Below are 26,757 nucleotides of genomic sequence, written 5' to 3' on the forward strand. Positions count from 1 at the left end.
TCACAAAGTAATGGTTTTAAAAAAGACCAATCATTTAGCCATTATAGACAAGCACTGTTTTTTATATGTATATGTGATTTTAATATTAAAAATATACACTTGTGAAATTTATCTCACTTATTTATCTTTTTTGCATAACAGTAAATTATAAGACGGAAAAAATATTATGAAAAACATCACTATTTATGAAAAAGGAACAGCTAAGGTTCTCACTCAAGATTTAGTTAATAAACACTACTCAGTGTATAAAGTAAATCTTGATAGCGCAGAAATAGCCAAGATTGTAAAAGTTAATAATAATTTGGAGGTTTATTTAAAAAATGGAGAAAAAGTTGTTATTGATGATTTCTTTATTGGTGAAAAACCAAAAGAATTTACAATAGAAACTGCAGATGGAAAGCATTATTTACTTAACTTTCTTGAATTTGATGCAACTGGCACTGTAACTAAAATTGATTATTTAGGGATTACTGATTTTCAAGAGTATTTAGTTGGCCATCATAGTGCTGTACCTGCATGGGCATGGGTTGCAGCTGCAGCTGGGGCGATCGGAATTGCAGCAGCATCAGGGGGAAGTGGTGGTTCAAGCCATTCAGGAAGTGCTGATAAAACAGGACCAAAACTAAGCTATGATATTTTAGATAATCAGAAAATTAAAATCACTGCAGATGAAGCAAGTAAAATTACAATAGTCGATGCGAGTGGTAAAACAATTGGATCAGGACAACTAAATCAAGCAGGTGCGCTTGAAATTAATTTAACAAGACCTTTGGTTGATAATGAAAAAATTACTATTACAGCAACGGATAATGCGGGTAATAAAACAACTGAAACAATAAATGTTGGTGATGTTACAAAACCTGAAGTCGAAATAAATATTATTGATAATGATACTATTCAGGTCAATTCAAATGAACCTGGTAGTAAAGTTATAATTAAAAATGAAGCAGGACAAATAATTGCTGAGGGTGTAATTGGTCCTGATGGAAAATTAATAGTTGATTTAAATACGCCTTTAACTGACGGCAGTAAGATTATTGTTGACGTTATTGATGCCGCAGGGAATCAAACAGAAAAAGTAATTACGGTAGGTGATGTAACACCGCCAATTATTAGTACAACTATTCAAGATGCGACCCATATTCAAGTCACTTCAAATGAAGCTGGTCAAGTTAAAATCACGGATGGTCAAGGTAATGTAATTGGTACAGGTACAATTACAGGTAATAACACGGTTGATAATATTCAGTTAACACGACCACTTACAGACGGTGAAACTATTAAGGTTACTGTGACAGATGGTGCTGGTAATCCAAAAACAGTTGAAATTACAGCAGGTGATGTAACTGCTCCTGTGATCACTACAACCATTCAAGACGCAACTCATGTTGAAGTTACTTCAAATGAAACGGGTCAAGTTAAAATCACGGATGGTCATGGTAATGTAATTGGTACAGGGACAATCACCGGTAATAACACGGTTGATAATGTTCAATTAACACGACCACTTACAGACGGTGAAACTATTACGGTCACTGTGACAGATGGTGCAGGTAATCCAAAAACAGTTGAAATTACAGCAGGTGATGTCACAAATCCACAATTTCAATCTGCGCATGTGGATAGTTCAGGAACACAATTAACCCTTACCTATAGTGAAGCACTGGATAGTGCTAACTTACCTCCATCGAGCAGTTTTTCGGTTAATGTGGGTGGCCAACTTGTTAATGTGACAGGTATATCAGTCAATGGTAATGTCGTGATATTGACTCTCGGTACACCAGTGACAGCTGGTCAGACCGTTACTGTGGGTTATACCGACCCAACTACGGGTAATGATCCGAATGCGATTCAAGACATTGCTGGTAATGATGCAGCAACCCTTCCACCGACAGCGGTAGACAATGGTTCAACTGTGCCTGGTGGAGATACCACAGCGCCGACCTTTGTCAGTGCAACGTTAGATACAGCAGGCACATCGCTCACCTTGACCTATAGTGAAGCGCTAGACTCAGCAAACTTACCGCCATTAAACAGTTTCGTGGTAACCGCAGATGGTCAGGTGGTACCTGTAACAGGTGTTACCGTGAATGGCTCTAGTGTGGTGTTGACCTTGGGCGCACCAGTCACAGCAGGTCAAGCGGTTGAAGTGGGTTATACCGATCCAACCACGGGTAATGATCTAAATGCGATTCAAGATGCGGCAGGCAATGATGCAGCAACGCTTCCAGCAACAGCGGTAGACAATGGTTCGATTATTCCAGGTGGGGATAGCACAGCACCGACATTTGAGAGTGCAGCAGTAGATACCACAGGTACGCTGTTGACCTTGACTTATGATGAAGCGCTAGATCCATTACATCCACCGGTTGCTGGCGACTTCACAGTGACGGCAAATGGTCAAGCGGTTGCGATTATTTCGGTAGAGATAGTTGGCAATAACGTGGTGTTAACCTTGGGTACACCAGTCACAGCAGGTCAAGCGGTTGAAGTGGGTTATACCGATCCAACTACGGGTAATGATCCAAATGCGATCCAAGATGCAGCTGGCAATGATGCGGCAACGCTTCCAGCGACAACAGTAGACAATGGTTCGATTATTCCAGGTGGGGATAGCACAGCACCGACATTTGAGAGTGCAGCAGTAGATACCACAGGTACGCTGTTGACCTTGACCTATGATGAAGCGCTAGATCCATTACATCCACCGGTTGCTGGCGACTTCACAGTGACGGCAAATGGTCAAGCGGTTGCGATTATTTCGGTAGAGATAGTTGGCAATAACGTAGTGTTAACCTTGGGTACACCAGTCACAGCAGGTCAAGCGGTTGAAGTGGGTTATACCGATCCAACCACGGGTAATGATCTAAATGCGATTCAAGATGCGGCAGGCAATGATGCAGCAACGCTTCCAGCAACAGCGGTAGACAATGGTTCGATTATTCCAGGTGGGGATAGCACAGCACCGACATTTGAGAGTGCAGCAGTAGATACCACAGGTACGCTGTTGACCTTGACTTATGATGAAGCGCTAGATCCATTACATCCACCGGTTGCTGGCGACTTCACAGTGACGGCAAATGGTCAAGCGGTTGCGATTATTTCGGTAGAGATAGTTGGCAATAACGTAGTGTTAACCTTGGGTACACCAGTCACAGCAGGTCAAGCGGTTGAAGTGGGTTATACCGATCCAACCACGGGTAATGATCTAAATGCGATTCAAGATGCGGCAGGCAATGATGCAGCAACGCTTCCAGCAACAGCGGTAGACAATGGTTCGATTATTCCAGGTGGGGATAGCACAGCACCGATATTTGAGAGTGCAGCAGTAGATACCACAGGTACGCTGTTGACCTTGACTTATGATGAAGCGCTAGATCCATTACATCCACCGGTTGCTGGCGACTTCACAGTGACGGCAAATGGTCAAGCGGTTGCGATTATTTCGGTAGAGATAGTTGGCAATAACGTAGTGTTAACCTTGGGTACACCAGTCACAGCAGGTCAAGCGGTTGAAGTGGGTTATACCGATCCAACCACGGGTAATGATCTAAATGCGATTCAAGATGCGGCAGGCAATGATGCAGCAACGCTTCCAGCAACAGCGGTAGACAATGGTTCGATTATTCCAGGTGGGGATAGCACAGCACCGACATTTGAGAGTGCAGCAGTAGATACCACAGGTACGCTGTTGACCTTGACTTATGATGAAGCGCTAGATCCATTACATCCACCGGTTGCTGGCGACTTCACAGTGACGGCAAATGGTCAAGCGGTTGCGATTATTTCGGTAGAGATAGTTGGCAATAACGTAGTGTTAACCTTGGGTACACCAGTCACAGCAGGTCAAGCGGTTGAAGTGGGTTATACCGATCCAACCACGGGTAATGATCTAAATGCGATTCAAGATGCGGCAGGCAATGATGCAGCAACGCTTCCAGCGACAACAGTAGACAATGGTTCGATTATTCCAGGTGGGGATAGCACAGCACCGATATTTGAGAGTGCAGCAGTAGATACCACAGGTACGCTGTTGACCTTGACTTATGATGAAGCGCTAGATCCATTACATCCACCGGTTGCTGGCGACTTCACAGTGACGGCAAATGGTCAAGCGGTTGCGATTATTTCGGTAGAGATAGTTGGCAATAACGTAGTGTTAACCTTGGGTACACCAGTCACAGCAGGTCAAGCGGTTGAAGTGGGTTATACCGATCCAACCACGGGTAATGATCTAAATGCGATTCAAGATGCGGCAGGCAATGATGCAGCAACGCTTCCAGCGACAACAGTAGACAATGGTTCGATTATTCCAGGTGGGGATAGCACAGCACCGATATTTGAGAGTGCAGCAGTAGATACCACAGGTACGCTGTTGACCTTGACTTATGATGAAGCGCTAGATCCATTACATCCACCGGTTGCTGGCGACTTCACAGTGACGGCAAATGGTCAAGCGGTTGCGATTATTTCGGTAGAGATAGTTGGCAATAACGTGGTGTTAACCTTGGGTACACCAGTCACAGCAGGTCAAGCGGTTGAAGTGGGTTATACCGATCCAACCACGGGTAATGATCTAAATGCGATTCAAGATGCGGCAGGCAATGATGCAGCAACGCTTCCAGCGACAACAGTAGACAATGGTTCGATTATTCCAGGTGGGGATAGCACAGCACCGACATTTGAGAGTGCAGCAGTAGATACCACAGGTACGCTGTTGACCTTGACTTATGATGAAGCGCTAGATCCATTACATCCACCGGTTGCTGGCGACTTCACAGTGACGGCAAATGGTCAAGCGGTTGCGATTATTTCGGTAGAGATAGTTGGCAATAACGTGGTGTTAACCTTGGGTACACCAGTCACAGCAGGTCAAGCGGTTGAAGTGGGTTATACCGATCCAACCACGGGTAATGATCTAAATGCGATTCAAGATGCGGCAGGCAATGATGCAGCAACGCTTCCAGCGACAACAGTAGACAATGGTTCGATTATTCCAGGTGGGGATAGCACAGCACCGACATTTGAGAGTGCAGCAGTAGATACCACAGGTACGCTGTTGACCTTGACTTATGATGAAGCGCTAGATCCATTACATCCACCGGTTGCTGGCGACTTCACAGTGACGGCAAATGGTCAAGCGGTTGCGATTATTTCGGTAGAGATAGTTGGCAATAACGTAGTGTTAACCTTGGGTACACCAGTCACAGCAGGTCAAGCGGTTGAAGTGGGTTATACCGATCCAACCACGGGTAATGATCTAAATGCGATTCAAGATGCGGCAGGCAATGATGCAGCAACGCTTCCAGCAACAGCGGTAGACAATGGTTCGATTATTCCAGGTGGGGATAGCACAGCACCGACATTTGAGAGTGCAGCAGTAGATACCACAGGTACGCTGTTGACCTTGACTTATGATGAAGCGCTAGATCCATTACATCCACCGGTTGCTGGCGACTTCACAGTGACGGCAAATGGTCAAGCGGTTGCGATTATTTCGGTAGAGATAGTTGGCAATAACGTAGTGTTAACCTTGGGTACACCAGTCACAGCAGGTCAAGCGGTTGAAGTGGGTTATACCGATCCAACCACGGGTAATGATCTAAATGCGATTCAAGATGCGGCAGGCAATGATGCAGCAACGCTTCCAGCGACAACAGTAGACAATGGTTCGATTATTCCAGGTGGGGATAGCACAGCACCGACATTTGAGAGTGCAGCAGTAGATACCACAGGTACGCTGTTGACCTTGACCTATGATGAAGCGCTAGATCCATTACATCCACCGGTTGCTGGCGACTTCACAGTGACGGCAAATGGTCAAGCGGTTGCGATTATTTCGGTAGAGATAGTTGGCAATAACGTGGTGTTAACCTTGGGTACACCAGTCACAGCAGGTCAAGCGGTTGAAGTGGGTTATACCGATCCAACCACGGGTAATGATCTAAATGCGATTCAAGATGCGGCAGGCAATGATGCAGCAACGCTTCCAGCGACAACAGTAGACAATGGTTCGATTATTCCAGGTGGGGATAGCACAGCACCGACATTTGAGAGTGCAGCAGTAGATACCACAGGTACGCTGTTGACCTTGACTTATGATGAAGCGCTAGATCCATTACATCCACCGGTTGCTGGCGACTTCACAGTGACGGCAAATGGTCAAGCGGTTGCGATTATTTCGGTAGAGATAGTTGGCAATAACGTGGTGTTAACCTTGGGTACACCAGTCACAGCAGGTCAAGCGGTTGAAGTGGGTTATACCGATCCAACCACGGGTAATGATCTAAATGCGATTCAAGATGCGGCAGGCAATGATGCAGCAACGCTTCCAGCGACAACAGTAGACAATGGTTCGATTATTCCAGGTGGGGATAGCACAGCACCGACATTTGAGAGTGCAGCAGTAGATACCACAGGTACGCTGTTGACCTTGACTTATGATGAAGCGCTAGATCCATTACATCCACCGGTTGCTGGCGACTTCACAGTGACGGCAAATGGTCAAGCGGTTGCGATTATTTCGGTAGAGATAGTTGGCAATAACGTAGTGTTAACCTTGGGTACACCAGTCACAGCAGGTCAAGCGGTTGAAGTGGGTTATACCGATCCAACCACGGGTAATGATCTAAATGCGATTCAAGATGCGGCAGGCAATGATGCAGCAACGCTTCCAGCAACAACAGTAGACAATGGTTCGATTATTCCAGGTGGGGATAGCACAGCACCGACATTTGAGAGTGCAGCAGTAGATACCACAGGTACGCTGTTGACCTTGACTTATGATGAAGCGCTAGATCCATTACATCCACCGGTTGCTGGCGACTTCACAGTGACGGCAAATGGTCAAGCGGTTGCGATTATTTCGGTAGAGATAGTTGGCAATAACGTGGTGTTAACCTTGGGTACACCAGTCACAGCAGGTCAAGCGGTTGAAGTGGGTTATACCGATCCAACTACGGGTAATGATCCAAATGCGATCCAAGATGCAGCTGGCAATGATGCGGCAACGCTTCCACCGACAGCGGTAGACAATGGTTCAGTTGTTCTTCCGCCACTTAATGCTGTAAATGATGAGTTTGCATTAAATCTAGGTCAAGAAGTTCGTGAAAACCGTACAGAAGTTGTGGGTTCAGATATCGCAGTTGTTGATCTCTTAGGGAATAATGCTACTGGTCTAGATTTTTCAATTCCACAAACGACAGGAAGTGCAGGTAAGGCAACGACTGGTAATATTTCGGTCACAGTTTCGCAACAAGACCTGATTTCGGTCGGTGAGGCTGTTCAGATTGTTATTTATCAGCAAACCGCCAATGGACCAGTGGAGGTTGCACGTGGTAGTAGCCAAGGTGGAATTGTCACAGTTGGTGGTATTGGAATCATTGGTGTCGTGAATAGTAACGACTCAATTAAACTTGATTTCACTAATTTACCTGAAGGTAATTATACAGTTGCAGTTAAAGCAGATGATAGTGCTCTAACGACGTTACTCAAAGATGTTGCTATTAGTGACCTTGGAGGCGAAGGAGAAATTCTGGGGGCTTCAAATGCAGCAGCTATCGGAGTAGCAATTAATGCAGTACTTGGCCCAGTATTGGGTGCTCCAATTCTCGCTTTAGTCAATACAATCTTAATCCCTGTTAATACAATCGGTTTACCACTTTCAAGTGTAGTGAACCAGTTACTAGATGTATTACCAATTGGAGTAATTGATTATATTGTTAATGCTGCGGTTGCTCCTTTATTATCAAACTTATTAACGATTTATGAAAAAACAAATATTAGCGTAACGGGAACTGAAGAAGTTTTTGCTAACTATGCATTAACAGGCAATGTTTTTGCTGATAATGGCAATGGACAAGATGTAGTCAGTGGTGGTTCGATCATTGAAATAGATGGTACGTCTGTTACACCAGGTACTGTTACGATTCAAGGAGAGTATGGAAGCCTTGAAATTAATACTCTAACAGGAGCCTTTACCTATACGGTGACAGCCGGAGAAGCAGCTCTTGGAAAAACTGAAATATTTGATTATAAGCTGTCGAATGGAACAACATCTGACACAGCTCAAATCATTATTAATATTGCAGGAACGCCAGCAGACCCAGGTGAATTAACACCACCAGATCATGTTGATCAGGTTGTTGCTCATGATGACCTTGCAACTGTTAAAAATTATCATGAATCCGCGGGTGATGATGTTGGTGTACATGGCAGAGCTTCACAATTATTGGGCGTAAATTTACTTGGATTAAATATCTCTTTAGGAAATACCGTACCATTTAATTTTGAAGTTGAAGAAAACAGCACGTCAAGTATTCATGTCAATGTAAGCGGTAGTGTTGTAAGTGCTGCGATAGGCGGTCTTATTGGTGCTTTATTAGGTACGGCAGATAAGTTTTTCAATGCTGTACTTGAACGTCAATATGTGGATGAAAATGGTGTAATACAAAAAGAACACTTCATCGTGGAAGATGCTGTAAAGCTAACTCCACCTGGATTGTTGGGCATTATCTTTAATTATTCTGGTCAGATTAATTTAGATAATTTGCCACCAGGCGTTTATACCATCGCACTGCAAGAGAAACCAACGGATTCTGGTTTATTACAACAAATCTTGAATTTATTGGATTCGACAGCATCTGCACAGTTATTTGGTGGTGTTGAATTAACCATGCAAGACCAGACCAATAAATATTTAGGTTCAAGTACCATAGAAGGAAATGTAATTACAAGTGTGGATGGTGCAGATGAAGTAAATACAACAACATTTGTCACTAAAGTGGCCAATGAAGTGGGGGATCCTGCAGTCACATTATCAGGTGCAAACACGGTTGTGGTTGGTGCTTACGGAACACTTTATATTTCTCCAAACGGGCATTATAAATATGTAAGTAATGGTAATCCTGCGGATATTGGTAAGGTAGATACATTTACCTATACGATCAAGGACTTTAATGGTAGTGAAGCGTCTGCGCATTTGAATATCCGTATCGATGGTGATAACTCTGGCGTGGTTTGGGATAATACAAATCCTCAAAATGATGTTTCTCTTCCAGCCCCAATCATTCTAGACAATGCAGAGCATGTCGCTATTGGTGCTGTAACGAATGTGGTGCAAACAGTAAGTGAGACGACTCAAGGTGCTAGTTTTGCAGTGGCAGGTTCATTAGGTGGTGGTAGTGGTACTTATGTTCCGACAACATTTAGTGTGGCGAATACAGACTCTTCACATGTTGTAGTTAAAGTAAATATACCATCTGCAATTTCTTTATTACCTACGGTTGTTCTTACAATCAAAGATCAAAGTGGTACAGTTGTTGGTACGATAACCGGTAAGCCTCTTCTCAACGCACTTGGAAGTTCAATAACTGTCGACATGCCTAATTTAGGACCAGGAACCTATACAATTACGGCATCTGTGTCGGGTAATGTAGGTTTTGGATTTAATGCTACAGTGAGCTTAGCGCAAGACATTACTCACTATAATGAAATTGCACCAGTAACTCCTGCTGCAATTACTGGCAATATGTTGACAGATGATACTTATAATCCATCTTATGCAAAATTCAGTATTGATACGGGGAGTGGCCACTTTGTTGAAGTGGGATATAACGGCGTAACTGTGCAAGGTGAATATGGCAGTCTGTTCGTGAAAAGTGATGGAAGCTATGTGTATACACCGAGTGCAGGCGTAATTGGTCGTCAAGAAGTATTCGATTACAAACTCTCTGTTTTTGGTCAAGATCATATAGCATCTCTTACAGTAACTGTTGATGCAATAACGACTGGTGATGCTCTACGTAATACACTGATTAGTGGTGAACTGAATGATACCTTTACAGGTCATGCTGGTTCAGATGTACTTGTATATCATGTATTGGAAAGTGCAAGTGCAAGTGGTGGAAATGGTGTTGATCATTGGACAGACTTCCATTCTGGAAATGTGAACACTGATACGAATGCAGACATCATTGATATTTCTGATTTACTGATTGGTTTTAACAGTGCAAATATCACAGCTGATTTAACAGCATCGGCAAACTATTTGAAAAACTATCTTGGTGTAAGAGTTGATGGTAATAATGTCACACTCACCCTAGATCGAGATGGTGCAGGAACTACGTACACTGGCAAAACTGATTTACTCCAATTGGATAATTTGGCGCAATCAGGTGCTGCATTTAACGGCAAAACTGAAGATGATATCTTGAAACTCTTGCTTCAAAATCATCAGCTTGTCCTGTAACTTAGTGAGTGAATAGAAAAAACCCTAAGTTCGCTTAGGGTTTTTTATTGTCCAATGTATTTTAAAAGCACGTTATAATGGCAATATATTGAGTTTGAATGTTTTATTTTCATTATGGTTTATACACTTGTATCCGAAACGATTTTTGAGGAAGATATTAAAAAGAGTCGATTTCAAGCCATTGCAGCGCCTGTTGAAAATGAACAGCAAGTTAAAATGTTTCTGGAAAAACATTTAGATCTAACAACAACACATCAATGCTGGGCATGGAAAATAGGTCATAATGTTCGTTTTAATGACGATGGTGAACCTTCAGGTACAGCAGGTCGCCCGATCCTTGCGACCATTGAGGGCAATGATTTAACCAATGCAATTGTATTGGTCAATCGTTGGTATGGTGGCATCAAGTTGGGCACAGGTGGTTTAGTTCGTGCCTATGGTGGTTGTGCAGGGCAATGTCTACTTTTGGCTGAAAAAATAGAACTGATTGAAAAGAAGAAAATTTATTTTCAATGCCAATTCAGCGAATGGTCAATTTTTCAGTATGAATTAAATACCCAAGGTATTGAATATACAGAACAATATACTGCTAATGGGGTTGAAGTTGAGGCATTATTACAAATACATCAAATTGATCCACTTAAGTTAAAAATTCAAGATGTAACGCGTGGGCGTGAGCAACTTAAATTGTTGGAAGACGTTGATGATTGAACAAGACCCATTATTGAAATATCGTGAACAACATAAGCATCGCTTAAATTATATGCCGTGGCTGTATTATTCACTTAAACCGAAAAATCGAGTTTGGGCGGAGCAGTGGCAGCAGCAGTATCAAGCGTATTTGATGGCAATGGAAACTGTTGAAATAGGTCAAAATTGTTTTATTTCACCATTGGCGCATATTTTTGCTGAGCCTGGTCGGAAAATTGTCATTGGGGATAATACTTTTATTGCAGCGGATTGTACCTTGCATGGACCGTTAGAGATTGGTAATGAAGTCGCGATCAACCATCATTGTATTTTGGATGGGGGTAAAGTCGGTATTAAATTGCATGATCAAGTTCGTATAGCCGCCTATTGTCATCTTTATGCTTTTGATCATGGGATGGATTTGAATATTCCGGTTTATCAACAAGCTGTGACTTCCAAAGGTATTGAAATTGGTCAGGATGTTTGGCTGGGCGCGCATGTTGGTGTGAAAGATGGTGTAAAAATTGCTTCACATGCGGTGATTGGAATGAATAGTATGGTCACTAAAAATGTAGCTGAACGAGAAATTGTGGCAGGGAACCCAGCGCGTTTTATTCGTTATCGTGAATGAATGCACAGTTTGTACAAATACATAATTAAATTATGGAATTAATTACATAAAGTTGTCCAAACTTATAAAAACTTATGCTAATTTAAAATAATATAGACCCAAAGCTGTAAAGCTAAAGCGAGGTTAAAATGAACAGAGTAGTGGCTTGTATTGACTCTTCTCCGTGCATCAATGCATTGGCAGAAGCAGCCGCATGGATTGCTCAAAAAACTGGTCGTGAACTGGTTTTATTGCAAGTATTGGATTATTACCCTGCAAGTTATCATTTAGGGGAAATTAGTGGGGTAATTGGCTTTGAAAGTAATGCGATGTTACTTAAAGAGCTGGCTGAACTTGAACAAAAGCAAAGTGAGTTAGCACTGGATTACAGTAACAATTTACTCAAGCATATTTCTGAAATGATTCAAGAAAAATACAATATCACACCAATTCAAATTCAAGCCAAAGGTGATTTTCTCGAACAAAGCTTCAATGAATTGACTGAAGATGATATCGCTGTCATCGGTCGAGTGGGTGAGCGTTCAGCTGAGAAGAATAAAATATTGGGCAGTAATGTTGAAAACTTTATTCGTGGAACCAAAAGTACCGTATTAACTGTTGGACAAACATTTAAACCACCTACACGGTTTATTTTTGCTTATGAGCTTTCAGAAACATGTCAAAAAATGCTAAAACGTGTTGAAAAAAGTGATTTGCTTAAACTTTTACAATGCCATTTACTCTATGTCGGTGATCATCCTGAAATTCTCAATGAGCCTGCGCAACGTTTAAAAGATGCAGGTTTAGATGTGGTGGTAGAGTACCGTTATGGTGATGTTGCTGAAAATATTTTGGATTATCAAGATCAGCATCAAATTCAATTGATTGTTCTAGGTGCATTTAGTCATAGTAAAATTCATCAGTTCTTTTTGGGTAGTGTAACGACCACTATTTTTAGAAATGCTGCAGTTCCATTGTTGGTCGCAAAATAAGTTTGATTTGAAGCTAAAAGACAACGCGACCTGAGCAATCGACATTCAGTCAAATGACCGATCAAACAGAAGAGATGAAATGCCACAAATAATATGATTTGTGGCATTTTTTTTGATTAAAAAATTTGATAAAAATATTGCATTTTGAAATGCAAGCACTTTTTCATGAACCATGAATTTAACTGGTTGAAAATTAATCGACGATTAAAAGTATTTTATTTTCATGGGTTTATTAAAGCATTATTGAGTTATCCACAATTCTACAAACAAGTTCAGGGGATAACTCTCAGGAGAATGATTGAAGCTAAGCTGGACTTGTTAAAACTTTAGCTATAAAAAAACTGCTATCTAAATAGCAGTTTTAAAAATTAAATCAGCATGCTTTATTTTACAATTGCAATGGCAAAACCATCATGCCCTTTGCTACCTACAGTTTGCAAAGCTGTACATGACAGAATTTTAGGATGGTTTTGCATGGCTTTATACATGTTACGGATCCCTTCAATACTTGGTTTGATGTTGTCTGGGTCAAGAATGTCACCAGCACGAATAACGTTGTCCAAAACAATCACTGTACCTGAATGCGACAGGTTTAAGCTTAATTCTAAATATTCAGGATAGCTTTGTTTATCAGCATCGACAAAAATAAAGTCAAAAGGTTCTGTAGCTTCAGGCAACGCTTTTAAAATATCAGCTGCACGACCACACTTTAATTCAACGGTTTGTTTGAGCTTGGCCTGATCTATATTTTCTTGACCTAAAGCAGCATGCGTATCACGACCTTCAATCGTTAAAATATAGCCATCTTCAGGTAGCGCACGGGCTAACCACATGGTGCTATATGCTGCAAAAGTACCTAATTCTAAAACACGTTTGCACTTGTTCATTTGAATCAACATTTGCAATAACATGCCTTGATTTGCGGCAACAGCAAGGTGGTCTGGAAATCCTTTATCCTCAGTGTTTTTTAATGTTTGTATGAGGATTGGATCTTCAGGAATTAAATGTGATTCGATATAGGCATCGATGTCTGACCACATTTGTTGCATGTTATACCACCTAATTGGAGTCACTTCATTTATGTAATGTGCATTTTAATCTTTTAATCGAAGAGTGCAATTTTAATAGAAACTTTTGAGTTAAATTTAATCAACTGGAAAAATATAAATATATAGAGCGATACATTCAGGTTTTATTGTTTTAAAGAAGCCTGATCAACTTCTATAAAACATGGTGATGAAACTGATTTATGCGGCGAATAATGGGCTAAATCCAATTTTCCTTAATAAACGGCGATACATACTTGAACTGCGATCAGCAGGGAAGTGCGCCTCAATGGATAAATCTAAAGGTAGATATTCTGGTTTTTGTGTCTCAACGATCAAACGATCTTCTTCAAAGATTTTAAGGTTGTATTCGTAAGCATCTTCTATTGGTAAATCTTGATCATAGTTACGACAAATGGGGGCAAATAATCGAGTACTACGTGCTGTCATGGGTGAGGCAGCATTCATAATGACCTGTTTCGCTTGATTGGGGAAATGAATGGTTAATGTTGCGGTAAAAGGCAAATGAATTTCAAAATGGCGTAACCATTGAAAATCCGCTTGTCCTAATTGATCTAGACCAATTGGGTAACGACCTACACTACTGATATAATCAGCACTAAAACCATAGTCTGTTTCTTGCGTGGTGTAATCAGGCACTTCAGTATTTTCTGGATCACCAAAAGTTTCTGGATGTACCCATGCAAAATGAGCAACATCGATAAAGCCTTCCAATTGTCGACCAGCAAAGCATTTTAAATCGACTTGAGGACAAACCAGTTGTTGGTACGAGGTCTCATCCCAATGCGGCATGTTTGGAATATTGGCTATATCCTGTTTTTTTGCAAAAAGTGAACACCAGATTAATCCATAACGTTCAACAGCAGCATAGGTTTTTAGGTGGAAACGGTCCGAAATTTTATGATTCGGGTGTGCAGGTATACGATTACATTTTCCATTTTCACCAAAGCGTAAACCATGATAACGGCAAACGATACCTTGACCATCATTTGTTCCGATGCTTAAAGGAACACCGCGATGTGGGCAGGCATCTTTGGCAACAATGATTTCAGTATCTATTTTATAAATGACCAATGGCATATCCAGCAACATGGTTCCGAGTGGTTGCTCAGTAATATCTCTTGCTAATGCAATTGGATACCAATATTGGGCTAAGAGCTGCCAGTCATGTTCGGAGAAACTCATATGAACGGGGAGGTCTGGGTTAAAGTTGTTCAGTGTTTTGCTATTCATATTCAAATCTTTTAGGGAATGCTCATTTGAATATAAAACAATGCTGTGTTCTTTGAAATTTCAATTATTGTGTGGAATGATTAAGAAAAATAGAACACTTGATTGCATAGTAGGCATGCGCAGCGGCGATCATTTATATCTGCTTAGCTGTAATAATCTTTTAACATTTTTCCAAAATTTAATAAAAATGAGCTGACTACAATAAGTGCGATGGAGAAACTGCTGCAAAAGAAAATAATTTTTTGATAATTTAACCTGCAACTATTCATTAAAGGCAAATAGTAGACCTGATACATTGAACGTAAGGTTTGCATGGTTAATATAAATAAACTGATGAAGCTAAAACTAATGACAATATTTTGGATCAGATTGTATTGGCTAATTTGTGCCAATAAAAAGTAAATAATCCAACAACTCATATAGATAATAAACGTGATCATGCTGGCTGAGGCTACCATTTTTAGAAAAGTTTCATGCCATTCTTTACGATTTAATCTGATCATTTAAATTGCTCTTTTTTATTTATTTTAAGGGTTTTTAGATAAGGAAATAAGGCTATCACGACATAGAGTGTCGCTTGAAATGGGTAAACCTTAATACAGCTTTTGTGACATACACATGAAATATTACAATTTGAATTGTAATATCCTCAAATTTAAAAAATAGAACACAGTTGTTTACATATTGAATTTAAAAGATTTTTAATAAAATCAAATGTGAATTATCAAATATCATAAAAGCGTCATAAAGCTGTAACTTATTTGTCATATTTTAAAATCAAAATGCAGTTATCCGAAAAGTACGACACAACAAGAAGTGGTGTACTTCAAAATAGCAGTTTATTTAAGAGAGAAAAGAATGCGCATTAATCACATCGCACTTGCATTAGCAGTTTCAGGGGCAGCAGTAGCAGCAAACGCTCGTGATACCATCCAAATCGCTGGTTCTTCTACTGTACTTCCTTATGCGAGTATTGTTGCTGAAGAATTTGGTAATACTTTCCCTCAATTTAAAGCACCTGTAGTTGGCTCAGGCGGTAGTTCTGCTGGTCTTAAACAGTTCTGTTCAGGTGTAGGCGATAACACAATTGATATCGCAAATGCTTCACGTAAAATTAAAGATACTGAAATTGCAGCATGTAAAAAAGCTGGCGTAAATAAAATCCAAGAAATAAAAATCGGTTATGACGGTATCGTTTTTGCTTCAAATGCAAGCAAAGCAGCTTATAAATTACGTCCACAACATGTATTTGCAGCCCTAGCAGCTGAATTACCATCAAATGGTAAATTGGTACCAAACCCATATACACGTTGGAACCAAATTGATAAATCGCTTCCAAATGAGCCAATTACTTTAGTTGTTCCAGCTTCTAACCACGGTACACGTGAAGTGTTCCAAGAGAAAATGGTTGAAGCGGGTTGCGAAACTTACGATTACTTCAAAAAGTTAGACAAAGATGCACAGAAAAAAGCATGTTCTAACTTCCGTAAAGACGGTAAAGTAATTGAAATTGCTGGTGATTATACTGAAACTCTAGCACGTTTAAAAACATCTCCAAGTGCGGTAGGTGTATTTGGCTTAGGTTTCTATGACCAAAACAAAGATAAATTACGTGTTGCGACAGTGAACAACGTTGTTCCTTCTGAGCAAACTGTACTAAATGGTACTTACCCTGTATCTCGTCCTTTATACTTCTATGTGAAAGGTGAGCATTTACAGTCAATCAAAGGCTTAAAAGAATATACTGAATACTTCCTTAACAAGAAAGTATCTGGTAAAGGTTCTAAGCTAGACAAAGCTGGTTTGATTTCATTGTCTGACGCTGAACGTGCAAAAGTATTGGCTGGTTTTAAAGCTGGTAAATAATAAAACCGCAATAATGGAGCTGATGGTGGGTGACTACCATCGGCTTTCCTTGCTAAGTAGAGTTTTTTCAAATCATTAAAATTGAAAAAACGGTGGAGAATACATGAATCTGCTACTCATTGGCGTGTTATTGGCTTTAATCGCTATCGCATATCAAATCGGGCTACGAAAAAGCCGAAGCCTAGCAGGTAAGGGAAATAACACTGCAATTTTACATTCACGTCCTGGCTATTATGGCTCTTTGGTGGCGTTGTGGTGTGGAATCCCAGCTTTTTTAATTTTGATTGTTTGGAACTTGGTAGAACCAAGTGTTTTACAACATCTAATTTTAAAAAATGTTCCAGCAAATATTGCTTCATCGCTAGATACAGCTGGGGTAGATGTACTGGTAGATCGTATTAAAGCAATTGCCTCTGGCTTTGGTGTGACAGATACGCCAGCAGCTTATGAGGTTGCAGCTGCAGAACAACTCTCAAAATTTGAAAGAATTGGCTCGTTTGCAAAGTTTGCTGTGGTAACTTGTGCTGCGATCCTTGGATTGATTTGGGCAAGAAAAAGAATTAGTCAACAATTTCGTGCACGTAACGAAGTTGAAAAAACCATTAATGTTGTTTTGATCCTGTGTTCAGGTGTTGCGATTCTCACGACTGTGGGTATTGTGATGTCGATGTTCAGTGAGGCGATGCACTTTTTCCAGTTTGTAAGTCCAATCGACTTCTTCTTTGGTACAGAGTGGAATCCTGGCTTTAGTACTTCAGGTAATGCTGAAGGAAGTTATGGTTTATTACCATTACTATGGGGAACACTCATGGTCAGTGGTATTGCACTACTGGTTGCTGTTCCACTGGGTTTAATGATTGCAATTTATCTTGCTGAATATGCTTCACCTCGATTCCGTTCATGGGCAAAGCCGACAATTGAAGTTTTAGCGGGTATTCCGACCATTGTTTATGGTGTTTTTGCCATGATGGTGATTGGCCCAATCTTCAAATCAATTGGTGATTCTATTGGTGTTGAAGTCAATGCGACCAGTGCATTAACAGCAGGTTTTGCAATGGGTATTATGATTATCCCATTCGTATCTTCTTTGTCAGATGACATTATCACTCAAGTGCCACGTGCCTTACGTGATGGTTCTTTAGGTTTAGGTGCGACCAAATCTGAAACCATTCGTCAAGTGGTTCTTCCAGCTGCCTTACCAGGTATTACGGGTGCATTCTTGCTTGCAGTATCTCGTGCAGTCGGTGAAACCATGATTGTGGTACTTGCTGCTGGTAATAGTCCATTGTTACATATCAATCCACTTGAAGCTGTTTCAACAGTTACTGTAACGATTGTAAAACAATTAACAGGCGACACAGACTTTGCAAGTCCGCAGGCATTGGTTGCGTTTGCACTGGGTTTAACTTTATTTACCATTACATTGTGTTTAAACATTGTCGCACTTTATATTGTGCGTAAATATCGTGAGCAATACGAATGAGTACATCAAATACATCTCCTGTGGATCAAAATGTATTTGATCCTCAAGCTGCCGCTGAGTTGCGAGAAAAACGTAAAGCTAAAATCGCCAGCTCATTGTCAAAACGCCATCGTAAAGAAAAGACCTTCCGTTTTGCTGGTTTTTCAGCAGTGATTATTGGTTTGGCATTTGTTGCAATTTTATTTGGAAGTATCTTATACAAAGGGTTGCCAGCATTTTGGCAAGCAAGTATGACTGTACCTGTGTATTTTGATCCAAGTATGATTGATGCTGGACCAAAACCAACACAAAAAGTGGGCGAATCTCCTGCCGTATTTCAAGAGCGTTATGTCGACTGGCAAACAAAAATGGGTATGGTTGATTGGGATGCATTGATTGTAAATGCAATCATTGCAAAAGACCCTGCACTCGAAAGTCGTCGTGATGATCTTTCAAGTATTTACACCAGTTCAGAAGCATATCGTATCCGTGATATGGTGTTTAAAGACCCAGCATTGATTGGTAAAACGGTAGAACTTAATTTCCTTGCTGATGCCAATATTGATGTGTGGTTGGCTGGTCATATCGATCGTTCATTGCCTGATGAGCAGCAACAACTTAGTCCAGAAGTACGTAAACTTTCTGATGACTTGGCTGCGAAAGGGATTATTAACCGTACTTTTAACACGCAAATGTTCACCAACCCAGATTCACGCAGCTCACCAGCAACAGCAGGTTTGGCTGGTGCATTTATGGGTTCATTGTTCATGATGTTAATTGTGATCGCGATTTCTATTCCATTGGGTGTAGCAAGTGCGATTTATCTAGAAGAGTTTGCACCGAAAAACTTTATTACTGACATCATTGAAGTCAATATCAATAACCTTGCAGCAGTTCCATCAATTGTATTTGGTTTATTGGGTGCTGCTATCTTTATTGGTTGGATGCATTTACCTATATCCGCACCTTTGGTTGGTGGTTTGGTCTTAAGTTTAATGACTTTGCCTACAGTAATTATTACCACACGTGCTTCATTGAAGGCAGTACCACCATCAATTCGCCAAGCGGCGTTAGGTATTGGTGCTTCTCGTTTACAAACAGTATTCCACCATGTATTGCCTTTGGCTCTACCGGGGATTATGACAGGTGCGATTATTGGTATTGCTCATGCATTGGGTGAAACCGCACCATTACTATTAATTGGTATGAGCGCTTTCGTTGCAAATATTCCAGTATCTCCATTAGATCAATCTACGGCTTTACCTGTTCAAGTTTACTTATGGCAAGGTAATGAATTACGTAACTTCTTCGAAGGGCGTACGGCTGCAGCCATCATTGTGTTATTGGCACTTATGGTCGGATTAAACAGCTTTGCAATTTGGTTACGTAAGAAATTTGAAGTTCGCTGGTAAAAGAGGGCAGAATAGAGATGAATACTGTAGAAACTAAAAATTCCTTAAGACAGGATACAACCGTGAATTCTGAACAATCTCAATTTACATCGACTGATAGTAAGCAAAAGCAAGCAAGCACTTCTTTTGTCTCCCAGTTTGAGTCTTCGACACCGAAGAAAGAAAAAAATACAACTGTGAAACTTAGTGCTGAAGATGTGCATGTTTACTATGGTGACGCAGAAGCGATTAAGGGTATTGATCTTCAAGTTTATGAAAATGAAGTGATTGCATTTATTGGACCATCAGGTTGTGGTAAATCAACATTTCTACGTACCTTGAACCGTATGAACGATACGATTGATACTTGCCGTGTAACAGGTAAAGTGCGTTTAGACAACCAAGACATTTATGATCCAAATCTAGATGTTGTGTTGCTCCGTGCTCAAGTTGGAATGGTATTTCAAAAACCAAACCCGTTTCCTAAATCAATTTTTGATAATGTTGCTTATGGGCCTAAACTGCATGGTTTGGCCAAAGATAAGTATGATTTAGAAGAGATTGTTGAAAATAGCTTGCGTAAAGCAGGTTTGTGGGATGAAGTTAAAGATCGTTTAAGTCAGCCAGGTACAGGTCTTTCAGGTGGTCAGCAACAACGTTTGTGTATTGCACGTACGATTGCGGTAAGCCCTGAAGTGATTTTAATGGATGAACCATGTTCTGCACTTGATCCAATTGCAACAGCAAAAGTTGAGGAGTTAATCTCTGAGCTTTCTACGCAATATACAATCGCAATTGTAACCCACTCCATGCAACAAGCAGCGCGTGTTTCTGATCGTACAGCATACTTCCATTTAGGTGACTTAATCGAAGTTAACTCTACAGAGAAAGTCTTTACTCAACCAGATCACCAATTGACTGAAGCTTATATTACCGGCCGTTTCGGTTAAGTCGAGTACTGATTAAGTCAAGTTTAAATGTGAAATTAAAGAGCCGAAAGGCTCTTTTTTTTATAGATAAAGCATATAAGCATCTGAAGCAATGAATTAAATTGATGAGAATGGTGGATCAAAAACAATTAAAAATTTAAGCTTTAAAATAATGAATGGATCGTCTAAACCTATTCATTGATGAGTACTGAAATAGGGGGGTAATACGGTTTTCGTTAAGTCTTTTGAATGAAGTATTTTTGTTTAAGTTGTTTGAATAAAACCAATCTATTGAGAATGGGTAAATTAGACAAATGCTTTTCTAAGAAATACATCATTTTAAGCTTTATGTATTAAACCTATTTTTCAGTTAGTGCCTCATTTTATATGTGAATAGCAGTTGATGGTTATGTGTAATTTTCTGATCTACTCATAGTTGCTTTATATAAAAAAGGAGCTCAAAAGCTCCTTCTTATTACAAATATTGCTTATCGGATGTTTTTAATCGATTGGATCTTCACGATGTTGTTCAACTGCTTTAGCATCATAGTGTGCTTTACTCGGATGAGCGAATGCAGCAGCCAGTTTGTCTTTGTCTAAAGCATTGTCCCAACGTGCCACAACAATTGTTGCACACGCATTACCAACTAAATTGGTCAGTGCACGGCATTCAGACATAAAGCGGTCAATACCTAGAATTAAAGCCATACCTGCAACAGGAACTGCTGGAACAACAGATAATGTTGCTGCTAAGGTAATAAATCCGGCACCTGTAACACCAGCAGCACCTTTAGAGCTTAGCATTGCAACGAGCAATAATAAGATTTGGTCTTGAATACTCAAATCGATATTACATGCTTGTGCAATAAAGAGCGCTGCCATCGTCATATAGATGTTGGTACCATCGAGGTTAAATGAATAACCGGTAGGAATAACCAAGCCAACCACAGATTTTTCGCAGCCTGCTTTTTCCATTTTACGCATCAATGATGGAAGTGCAGCTTCAGATGAACTGGTCCCTAAAACTAACCATAATTCATCTTTGATATAGCGAATCAGATCTGTAATTCTAAATCCATTATAACGAGCTACAGCACCCAAAATAACCAGAATAAAGAGTAAGGCCGTGATATAGAATGTCATAATTAAAAGTAAAAGATTTCCAATACTTTCAATGCCATACTTACCAATTGTAAATGCCATTGCACCAAAAGCACCAATCGGAGCAAATTTCATCAGCATGCCAACTAAATGGAATACGGGTGCTGTAAGGTTGTTTAAGAAGTCTACAATCGGTTGACCTTTTTCGCCTACCGCAGCCAAGGATAAACCAAATAATACGGCAACAAATAGAACTTGTAGAATGTCACCACTTGTTAATGGGCTAACGATGGTTGTTGGAAGAATATTCAGTAAGAAGTCGACAATCGAAGCGTCATGTGCTTTTTCAGCGTACTCAACAACTTTCTCTGATTTTAATGATGTAGGGTCAATATTTAAACCTTGTCCTGGTTTAATAATATTGGCAACAATCATCCCGACGATTAATGCGAGTGTAGAGAATGTCAGGAAATAAAGCATTGCTTTACCCGTTACTCGTCCTACAGTTCCCATATGTTTCATGCCTGATATTCCAGTGACAACCGTCAAGAAAATAACAGGCGCAATAATCATTTTGACCAGTTTAATAAATGCATCACCTAATGGTTTTAAACTTGCACCAATATCTGGCCAAAAGTGTCCAAGAAGGATACCAAGTACAATGGCAAAAATAACCTGAACATAGAGGATTTGATAAAACTTTTGTTTTTTAGGGGGTAGGTGTTCATCGTGTGAGGAGATATCCATACTCAATCCTTATCCTTGATGTTGATAAAATTAAACATTTTTTAAAGAAATGACACGCAAATGTTCATAAATTTGAAAAATGTAATTATTCTTTTTAACGTGTTGATTTTAAATAGTTTAATCAAAATAACAAATATGTTATTTAGATAAAAAAAGCTAGTAAATAACGTAATATAAATTTATAAAATGTGTGATATATGTTTATTTGTATTATCTGTTTGATATAAACATGTCTATGTTTTTTTATGTGAATTTGTCATAAGAAAAGCCAGCAAAAGTTCTACCAAGTGGCATTTGCGTTATTTTCAAGATAAAGTCGCTGAATATGCTGAAATCAGCAAAGCTTAACTTAGATGTAAAAACTATTAATAAAATCTTAATTTATTCAAAACGCTTATCTTTACTCGAATTTTCATGCGTTTTTAAATATAAAAAAAAGCTATATATTCTATAACTAAAATTTAGTTATTGTTGATTTTAAACGTATAGATAAACCTTTTGATCATGCATCAAGTCGAAGAGAATTGAGTTTTGTCGAATTTTTCAAAAAGTGTATTGAAATTTAACTGATCCGTCCGCATCTTATTAGAAAAGCATTTCCTTAGATATTCGAGATTATAAATTCTATGTTATTTCATTTACCCAAAGTACCCGCAGAAATTCGCATCAGTCATTTAAATGCTCGAATTAATGAGCAAAGAAAAAGAATTGCTCAGTCGACTGCATCGAAATTGGAATTGTTTCAACTGACTCAACAGTTTGTAAAAGAAGCACGTGTACGTAAAAAAAATAATCAAAAAATCTATGTCTTAGATTTTAAAGGAGATGTACAGGCTTCAGCTGTAGAAAACTTAAGAGAAGAAATTACATTAATTCTTGCGACAGCAAAAGCAGGGCGTGATCGTGTCATCGTACGTTTAGAAAGCCCAGGTGGTATGGTGCATGGTTATGGTCTTGCAGCTGCACAATTGGTTCGTTTACGTGATGCAGGCTTTAATCTGACGATTTGTGTGGATAAAGTGGCTGCGAGTGGCGGTTATATGATGGCGTGTATCGCAAGTGAAATCGTCTCTGCACCATTTGCTGTGGTTGGTTCGATTGGTGTTGTTGCGCAAGTCCCTAATTTTAATCGACTGTTAAAAGAACATCATGTTGATTTTGAGCTATATACCGCAGGTCAGTTTAAACGTACTGTGACGATGTTTGGTGAAAACACCCCAGAAGGTAAAGCAAAATTTGAAGAAGAGTTACAACAAACGCATCAATTATTTAAGCATTTTGTTGAAAAATATCGCCCGCAACTCAATGTCGAAAAAGTTGCAACAGGTGAACACTGGTATGGTGAAGATGCGCGCAATTTAAATTTAGTGGATAAATTGCAAACTTCAGATGAATACTTGTTGAGCTTATTGCCACAACATGACGTATATGTGATTCAAACACGTCGTAAGCCAACACTTGGCGAAAAGTTAGGTTTACAAGCTGCACAAATGGCAGATGCCTTAATTCCATCCGTTGTGAATAAATTGATGAGTGAGATCACCAAGCTAAATTCTTCTTTACCGATGTTTAAAGACGATAAATTCTAAGTTTTGATTATTCATTGACAACCTAAGGAGTAATTGGCGAAAGCTGATTACTCTTTTTTTGTGGAAAAGTCTTTTCTTTATTCGCAAAAATGCTCAGAAAAAATGACATCATGTGGTCATGACAAGTTCGTAAAAAATGATTAGCATGCTAGGGATCATAAAATCAAAAACTCAGATTGAAAGGAATACAAGACATGTTGGCATATGATGCAGATTTAGAACTTTTTCGTGACAACTTTAAACGTTTTATGAATGAACACGTTGCTCCATTTTATGAGCAATGGGAAAAAGAAGGCTTAATGCCACGTTCAGTATGGTCATTATTGGGCGAAAATGGCTTTCTTTGTGTAGATGTACCTGAAGTGTATGGTGGTTATGGCGTTCCAACTGAATATTCATTGATGTTGGTTGAAGAGTCTGCACGTGCAGGCTATGGCGCATTGTCTACCGCGATTTCATGTCATTCAGAAATTGCAGCTCCTTATATTTTGCATATTGCCAACGAAGAACAAAAACAATACTGGTTACCGAAAATGGTGTCAGGTGAAGTGGTGGGCGCAATTGGAATGACGGAACCGGGAGCGGGTTCAGACCTACAAGGGATGCGCAGTAGTGCGATTTTAAATGGTGACCATTATGTTTTGAATGGTTCTAAAACGTTTATTTCAAATGGTCAGCATGCAGATTTAGTGGTATTGGCAGCAAAAACTGATCCTCAAGCACGTGCAAAAGGGGTGTCACTTTTATTGGTTGATACACATCTAGATGGATTTAAAAAGGGCACCAATCTCGATAAAATTGGTTTGCATTCTCAAGATACCTCAGAACTGTTCTTTGATAATGTTAAAGTTCCAGCAAATCAATTGTTAGGTAGCGCAGGTCAAGGTTTTGCCTATTTGATGCAAGAGTTACCTCGTGAACGTACTGCAATTGCAGCAACAGCACTTGGTGCAATTCGTGGTGCAATCGATATCACTACTCAGTATGTACAGGAACGTCAAGCATTTGGTCAGAAAATTGGCAGCTTCCAAAATACTCGTTTTGTTTTGGCTCAAGCAAAAATTGATGAGTTGGCAACAGCAGCATTCTATAACCAAAATTTAGCTTTATATAAACAAAGTAAATTGGATGTTGAAACAGCAGCGGCTTTAAAAAGTTTTAGTACGGATATGCAGATGAAAATCATCGACAGCTTGCTACAACTGTTTGGTGGTTATGGCTATATGACGGAATATCCAATTTCTCGTTTCTTTGTAGATGCACGTATTCAGCGTATTTATGGTGGTACAAATGAAATCATGAAAGAAATCGTGGCACGTGGCATCATTGGTCGATAGTGTATATGTAACAATAATATAAATATAAGCTGTTCGTGTTTTTTATGAAACATGAACAGTTTTTTTATTTTGATGGGAATATATTGAGAAAAATCAAATAAATAAATTGAAAAAACAAACATTAAAAAGTAAAGATAGAGCAAACAACAATTGATCAAATACGTAGGTGTAGGTCTTGTTTGTTTGATTGGATTTGTACAATAATAAGTCAGTGGTAATGTGCTCATGTCTTATCTAAAAAATAGAATTGGCGAATGAAATAGATATAACAACGATAAGCTGTTTAAACTTTTAAGTGAAATTAAAATGATGGATCATGAAGTTTCTTTTCAAATTGAATCAACAGTCCAGCACTATTTGGGTGTTGGTGGATGGCATTATGCTCTTATTTCCAAATTACAATCTGAAGAAATAAAAAAATACATTCATCAGAAACGAAGCTGGGGTGCTGTACCTATTACTGTCACACTAGGTAAAAGTATCTGGAAAACATCTATATTTCCTGACAAGCAATCAGAGGGCTATTTACTGCCGCTTAAAGCAGAGATTCGCAAAAAAGAGAAGATATATTCAGGAGATCATATTTCTTTTTCGATTCTGTTATAAGTTTTAATGGTCAAGCTTTGAGTAGGTATATTTGACCACTAGTGAGGCTGTATTGAATAAGTCAACTCATATCGCTGTAAAACCCTTACAACGTGATTTTAGCTTAAACGTTTAGACCCATTGGTACAGGCAATAATGATTTCGCTTTTTGGATGAGCTTTTAAATTTTTATATTAAGCTTCAGTCGTAAATCCTTTTTAAAGCATAGATCAACATAAACGCTCCGTCATCCTAGTCTTTTCCCAAATGGGGAATGGGCTTTCAATACCCATATGATTCATGCAATATGATCATTTTGACTTATAAAAGAGATACAAAATTTCATAAATAATGTTAAAACTAATAAACTAAGCGCTTAATACATTTAAACATTCATTAATAAAGATAGGCAGTTCAAAAGTCGAGCGTGATGAAATATATAAATTGTTGTCGTTTACCACTTCGCGATCAAAAACCACAGCGCCAGCGTCTTTAAGTTCTTTGAGGATATCTTCAATTGAGGTTAAGCGCCGTCCAATGGCAATTTGTGCATCGATAAGCAAATGGCTACTGTAACAACATAAAAAAATAGGTTTTTGCGCATTGGCAAAATTACGTAAAAAATCAATAAATCGTTCATCTTCTTTAAGATGATAAGGGGAATATCCACCCGGAATCATCAGCGCATCAAAATCCCGAACAGAGATTTCATCAATACCTAAATCTATACTGACCGAAGATTTTCTTTGTTTGCTATACACAATATTCCCCGCAGACTTTTCAATATTGCGCACAGAATGGCTTGCAGCTCGAAAAGCTTCAACGGGATGATGATATTCCGCATCTTCGAAATCATGGGTAATGAGAACAGCGATTTTTTTATTCATATTCTATGACTCGAAATGCGCT

15 protein-coding genes are annotated in these 26,757 nt (G+C 39.4%); 11 read left to right on the forward strand and 4 right to left on the reverse strand.

Annotation, left to right across the window (positions count from 1 at the left end):
- Positions 1-166: 166 nt before the first annotated feature.
- The 4 genes from L3V46_RS07650 (at position 167) to L3V46_RS07665 (ending at position 12,541) form a co-directional block, all read left to right on the forward strand.
- On the forward strand, positions 167-10,249 hold the full coding sequence (locus tag L3V46_RS07650; RefSeq protein WP_239045361.1) for a BapA/Bap/LapF family large adhesin: 10,083 nt from the start codon (positions 167-169) through the stop codon (positions 10,247-10,249).
- Positions 10,250-10,363: 114 nt separating this feature from the next.
- Positions 10,364-10,960, forward strand: a complete 597-nt coding sequence (locus L3V46_RS07655) for a YigZ family protein (RefSeq protein ID WP_034615880.1) — start codon at positions 10,364-10,366, stop codon at positions 10,958-10,960.
- Positions 10,953-11,570: an acyltransferase gene (locus L3V46_RS07660; protein ID WP_096734469.1), complete on the forward strand. Its 618-nt coding sequence runs from the start codon at positions 10,953-10,955 to the stop codon at positions 11,568-11,570. The genes L3V46_RS07655 and L3V46_RS07660 overlap by 8 nt, the downstream gene beginning before the upstream one ends.
- A gap of 128 nt (positions 11,571-11,698) precedes the next feature.
- Entirely contained in the window at positions 11,699-12,541 is an 843-nt protein-coding gene (locus L3V46_RS07665; protein WP_004719212.1) for a universal stress protein, read from the forward strand.
- 383 nt (positions 12,542-12,924) lie between these two features.
- Here L3V46_RS07665 and L3V46_RS07670 read toward each other — a convergent pair whose 3' ends face one another.
- Positions 12,925-13,590 carry an O-methyltransferase gene (locus L3V46_RS07670; RefSeq protein WP_239045362.1) on the reverse strand — a complete coding sequence of 222 codons (666 nt, stop codon included), beginning with the start codon at positions 13,588-13,590 and terminating at the stop codon, positions 12,925-12,927.
- Between the two features lie 198 nt (positions 13,591-13,788).
- The gene (locus L3V46_RS07675) at positions 13,789-14,841 is read right to left on the reverse strand and encodes a Rieske 2Fe-2S domain-containing protein (RefSeq protein ID WP_239045363.1); all 1,053 of its coding nucleotides are present in this window, start codon (positions 14,839-14,841) and stop codon (positions 13,789-13,791) included.
- Positions 14,842-15,699: 858 nt separating this feature from the next.
- Here L3V46_RS07675 and L3V46_RS07680 point away from each other — a divergent pair.
- From L3V46_RS07680 to pstB, 4 genes are all read left to right on the forward strand, one after another.
- Positions 15,700-16,707 (forward strand): substrate-binding domain-containing protein, encoded by a 1,008-nt coding sequence (locus L3V46_RS07680; protein ID WP_004822573.1) that lies wholly within the window; start codon positions 15,700-15,702, stop codon positions 16,705-16,707.
- Positions 16,708-16,810: 103 nt separating this feature from the next.
- Positions 16,811-18,190 carry a phosphate ABC transporter permease subunit PstC gene (gene pstC / locus L3V46_RS07685; RefSeq protein ID WP_004822570.1) on the forward strand — a complete coding sequence of 460 codons (1,380 nt, stop codon included), beginning with the start codon at positions 16,811-16,813 and terminating at the stop codon, positions 18,188-18,190.
- Positions 18,187-19,581: a phosphate ABC transporter permease PstA gene (gene pstA / locus L3V46_RS07690; protein ID WP_004822568.1), complete on the forward strand. Its 1,395-nt coding sequence runs from the start codon at positions 18,187-18,189 to the stop codon at positions 19,579-19,581. Before pstC ends, pstA begins: the two co-directional genes overlap by 4 nt.
- 17 nt (positions 19,582-19,598) lie before the next feature.
- Positions 19,599-20,510 (forward strand): phosphate ABC transporter ATP-binding protein PstB, encoded by a 912-nt coding sequence (pstB, locus tag L3V46_RS07695; protein ID WP_004719228.1) that lies wholly within the window; start codon positions 19,599-19,601, stop codon positions 20,508-20,510.
- 480 nt (positions 20,511-20,990) lie between these two features.
- On the opposite strand, the gene L3V46_RS07700 is transcribed toward pstB, so the two are convergent.
- Positions 20,991-22,337, reverse strand: a complete 1,347-nt coding sequence (locus L3V46_RS07700) for a dicarboxylate/amino acid:cation symporter (protein ID WP_004719230.1) — start codon at positions 22,335-22,337, stop codon at positions 20,991-20,993.
- A gap of 626 nt (positions 22,338-22,963) precedes the next feature.
- Between L3V46_RS07700 and sohB the strand changes: the two genes are divergently transcribed.
- From sohB to L3V46_RS07715, 3 genes are all read left to right on the forward strand, one after another.
- A complete protein-coding gene (gene sohB / locus L3V46_RS07705; protein WP_004822565.1) occupies positions 22,964-23,926 on the forward strand; it encodes a protease SohB in 963 nt (320 codons plus the stop codon).
- Positions 23,927-24,120: 194 nt separating this feature from the next.
- On the forward strand, positions 24,121-25,263 hold the full coding sequence (locus tag L3V46_RS07710) for an acyl-CoA dehydrogenase family protein (RefSeq protein WP_004822563.1): 1,143 nt from the start codon (positions 24,121-24,123) through the stop codon (positions 25,261-25,263).
- A gap of 306 nt (positions 25,264-25,569) precedes the next feature.
- A complete protein-coding gene (locus L3V46_RS07715; protein ID WP_004822562.1) occupies positions 25,570-25,869 on the forward strand; it encodes a DUF1905 domain-containing protein in 300 nt (99 codons plus the stop codon).
- 347 nt (positions 25,870-26,216) lie between these two features.
- On the opposite strand, the gene L3V46_RS07720 is transcribed toward L3V46_RS07715, so the two are convergent.
- Complete coding sequence (locus L3V46_RS07720) at positions 26,217-26,735, reverse strand: DJ-1/PfpI/YhbO family deglycase/protease (protein ID WP_004719237.1); 519 nt, start codon at positions 26,733-26,735, stop codon at positions 26,217-26,219.
- Positions 26,736-26,757 lie beyond the last annotated feature (22 nt).

This window comes from Acinetobacter sp. AG3, from assembly GCF_022343575.1.
Lineage (GTDB): Bacteria > Pseudomonadota > Gammaproteobacteria > Pseudomonadales > Moraxellaceae > Acinetobacter > Acinetobacter guillouiae.

What these genes read in the sequence shown, in the direction of transcription:
- L3V46_RS07655 (WP_034615880.1), top strand. Translation starts at nt 10,364, where the DNA reads ATGGTTTATACACTTGTATCCGAAACGATTTTTGAGGAAGATATTAAA.
- L3V46_RS07660 (WP_096734469.1), top strand. Translation starts at nt 10,953, where the DNA reads ATGATTGAACAAGACCCATTATTGAAATATCGTGAACAACATAAGCAT.
- L3V46_RS07680 (WP_004822573.1), top strand. Translation starts at nt 15,700, where the DNA reads ATGCGCATTAATCACATCGCACTTGCATTAGCAGTTTCAGGGGCAGCA.
- L3V46_RS07665 (WP_004719212.1), top strand. Translation starts at nt 11,699, where the DNA reads ATGAACAGAGTAGTGGCTTGTATTGACTCTTCTCCGTGCATCAATGCA.
- L3V46_RS07715 (WP_004822562.1), top strand. Translation starts at nt 25,570, where the DNA reads ATGATGGATCATGAAGTTTCTTTTCAAATTGAATCAACAGTCCAGCAC.
- pstA (WP_004822568.1), top strand. Translation starts at nt 18,187, where the DNA reads ATGAGTACATCAAATACATCTCCTGTGGATCAAAATGTATTTGATCCT.
- L3V46_RS07720 (WP_004719237.1), bottom strand. Translation starts at nt 26,735, where the DNA reads ATGAATAAAAAAATCGCTGTTCTCATTACCCATGATTTCGAAGATGCG.
- L3V46_RS07700 (WP_004719230.1), bottom strand. Translation starts at nt 22,337, where the DNA reads ATGGATATCTCCTCACACGATGAACACCTACCCCCTAAAAAACAAAAG.
- L3V46_RS07710 (WP_004822563.1), top strand. Translation starts at nt 24,121, where the DNA reads ATGTTGGCATATGATGCAGATTTAGAACTTTTTCGTGACAACTTTAAA.
- sohB (WP_004822565.1), top strand. Translation starts at nt 22,964, where the DNA reads ATGTTATTTCATTTACCCAAAGTACCCGCAGAAATTCGCATCAGTCAT.
- L3V46_RS07650 (WP_239045361.1), top strand. Translation starts at nt 167, where the DNA reads ATGAAAAACATCACTATTTATGAAAAAGGAACAGCTAAGGTTCTCACT.
- pstB (WP_004719228.1), top strand. Translation starts at nt 19,599, where the DNA reads ATGAATACTGTAGAAACTAAAAATTCCTTAAGACAGGATACAACCGTG.
- pstC (WP_004822570.1), top strand. Translation starts at nt 16,811, where the DNA reads ATGAATCTGCTACTCATTGGCGTGTTATTGGCTTTAATCGCTATCGCA.
- L3V46_RS07675 (WP_239045363.1), bottom strand. Translation starts at nt 14,841, where the DNA reads ATGAATAGCAAAACACTGAACAACTTTAACCCAGACCTCCCCGTTCAT.
- L3V46_RS07670 (WP_239045362.1), bottom strand. Translation starts at nt 13,590, where the DNA reads ATGCAACAAATGTGGTCAGACATCGATGCCTATATCGAATCACATTTA.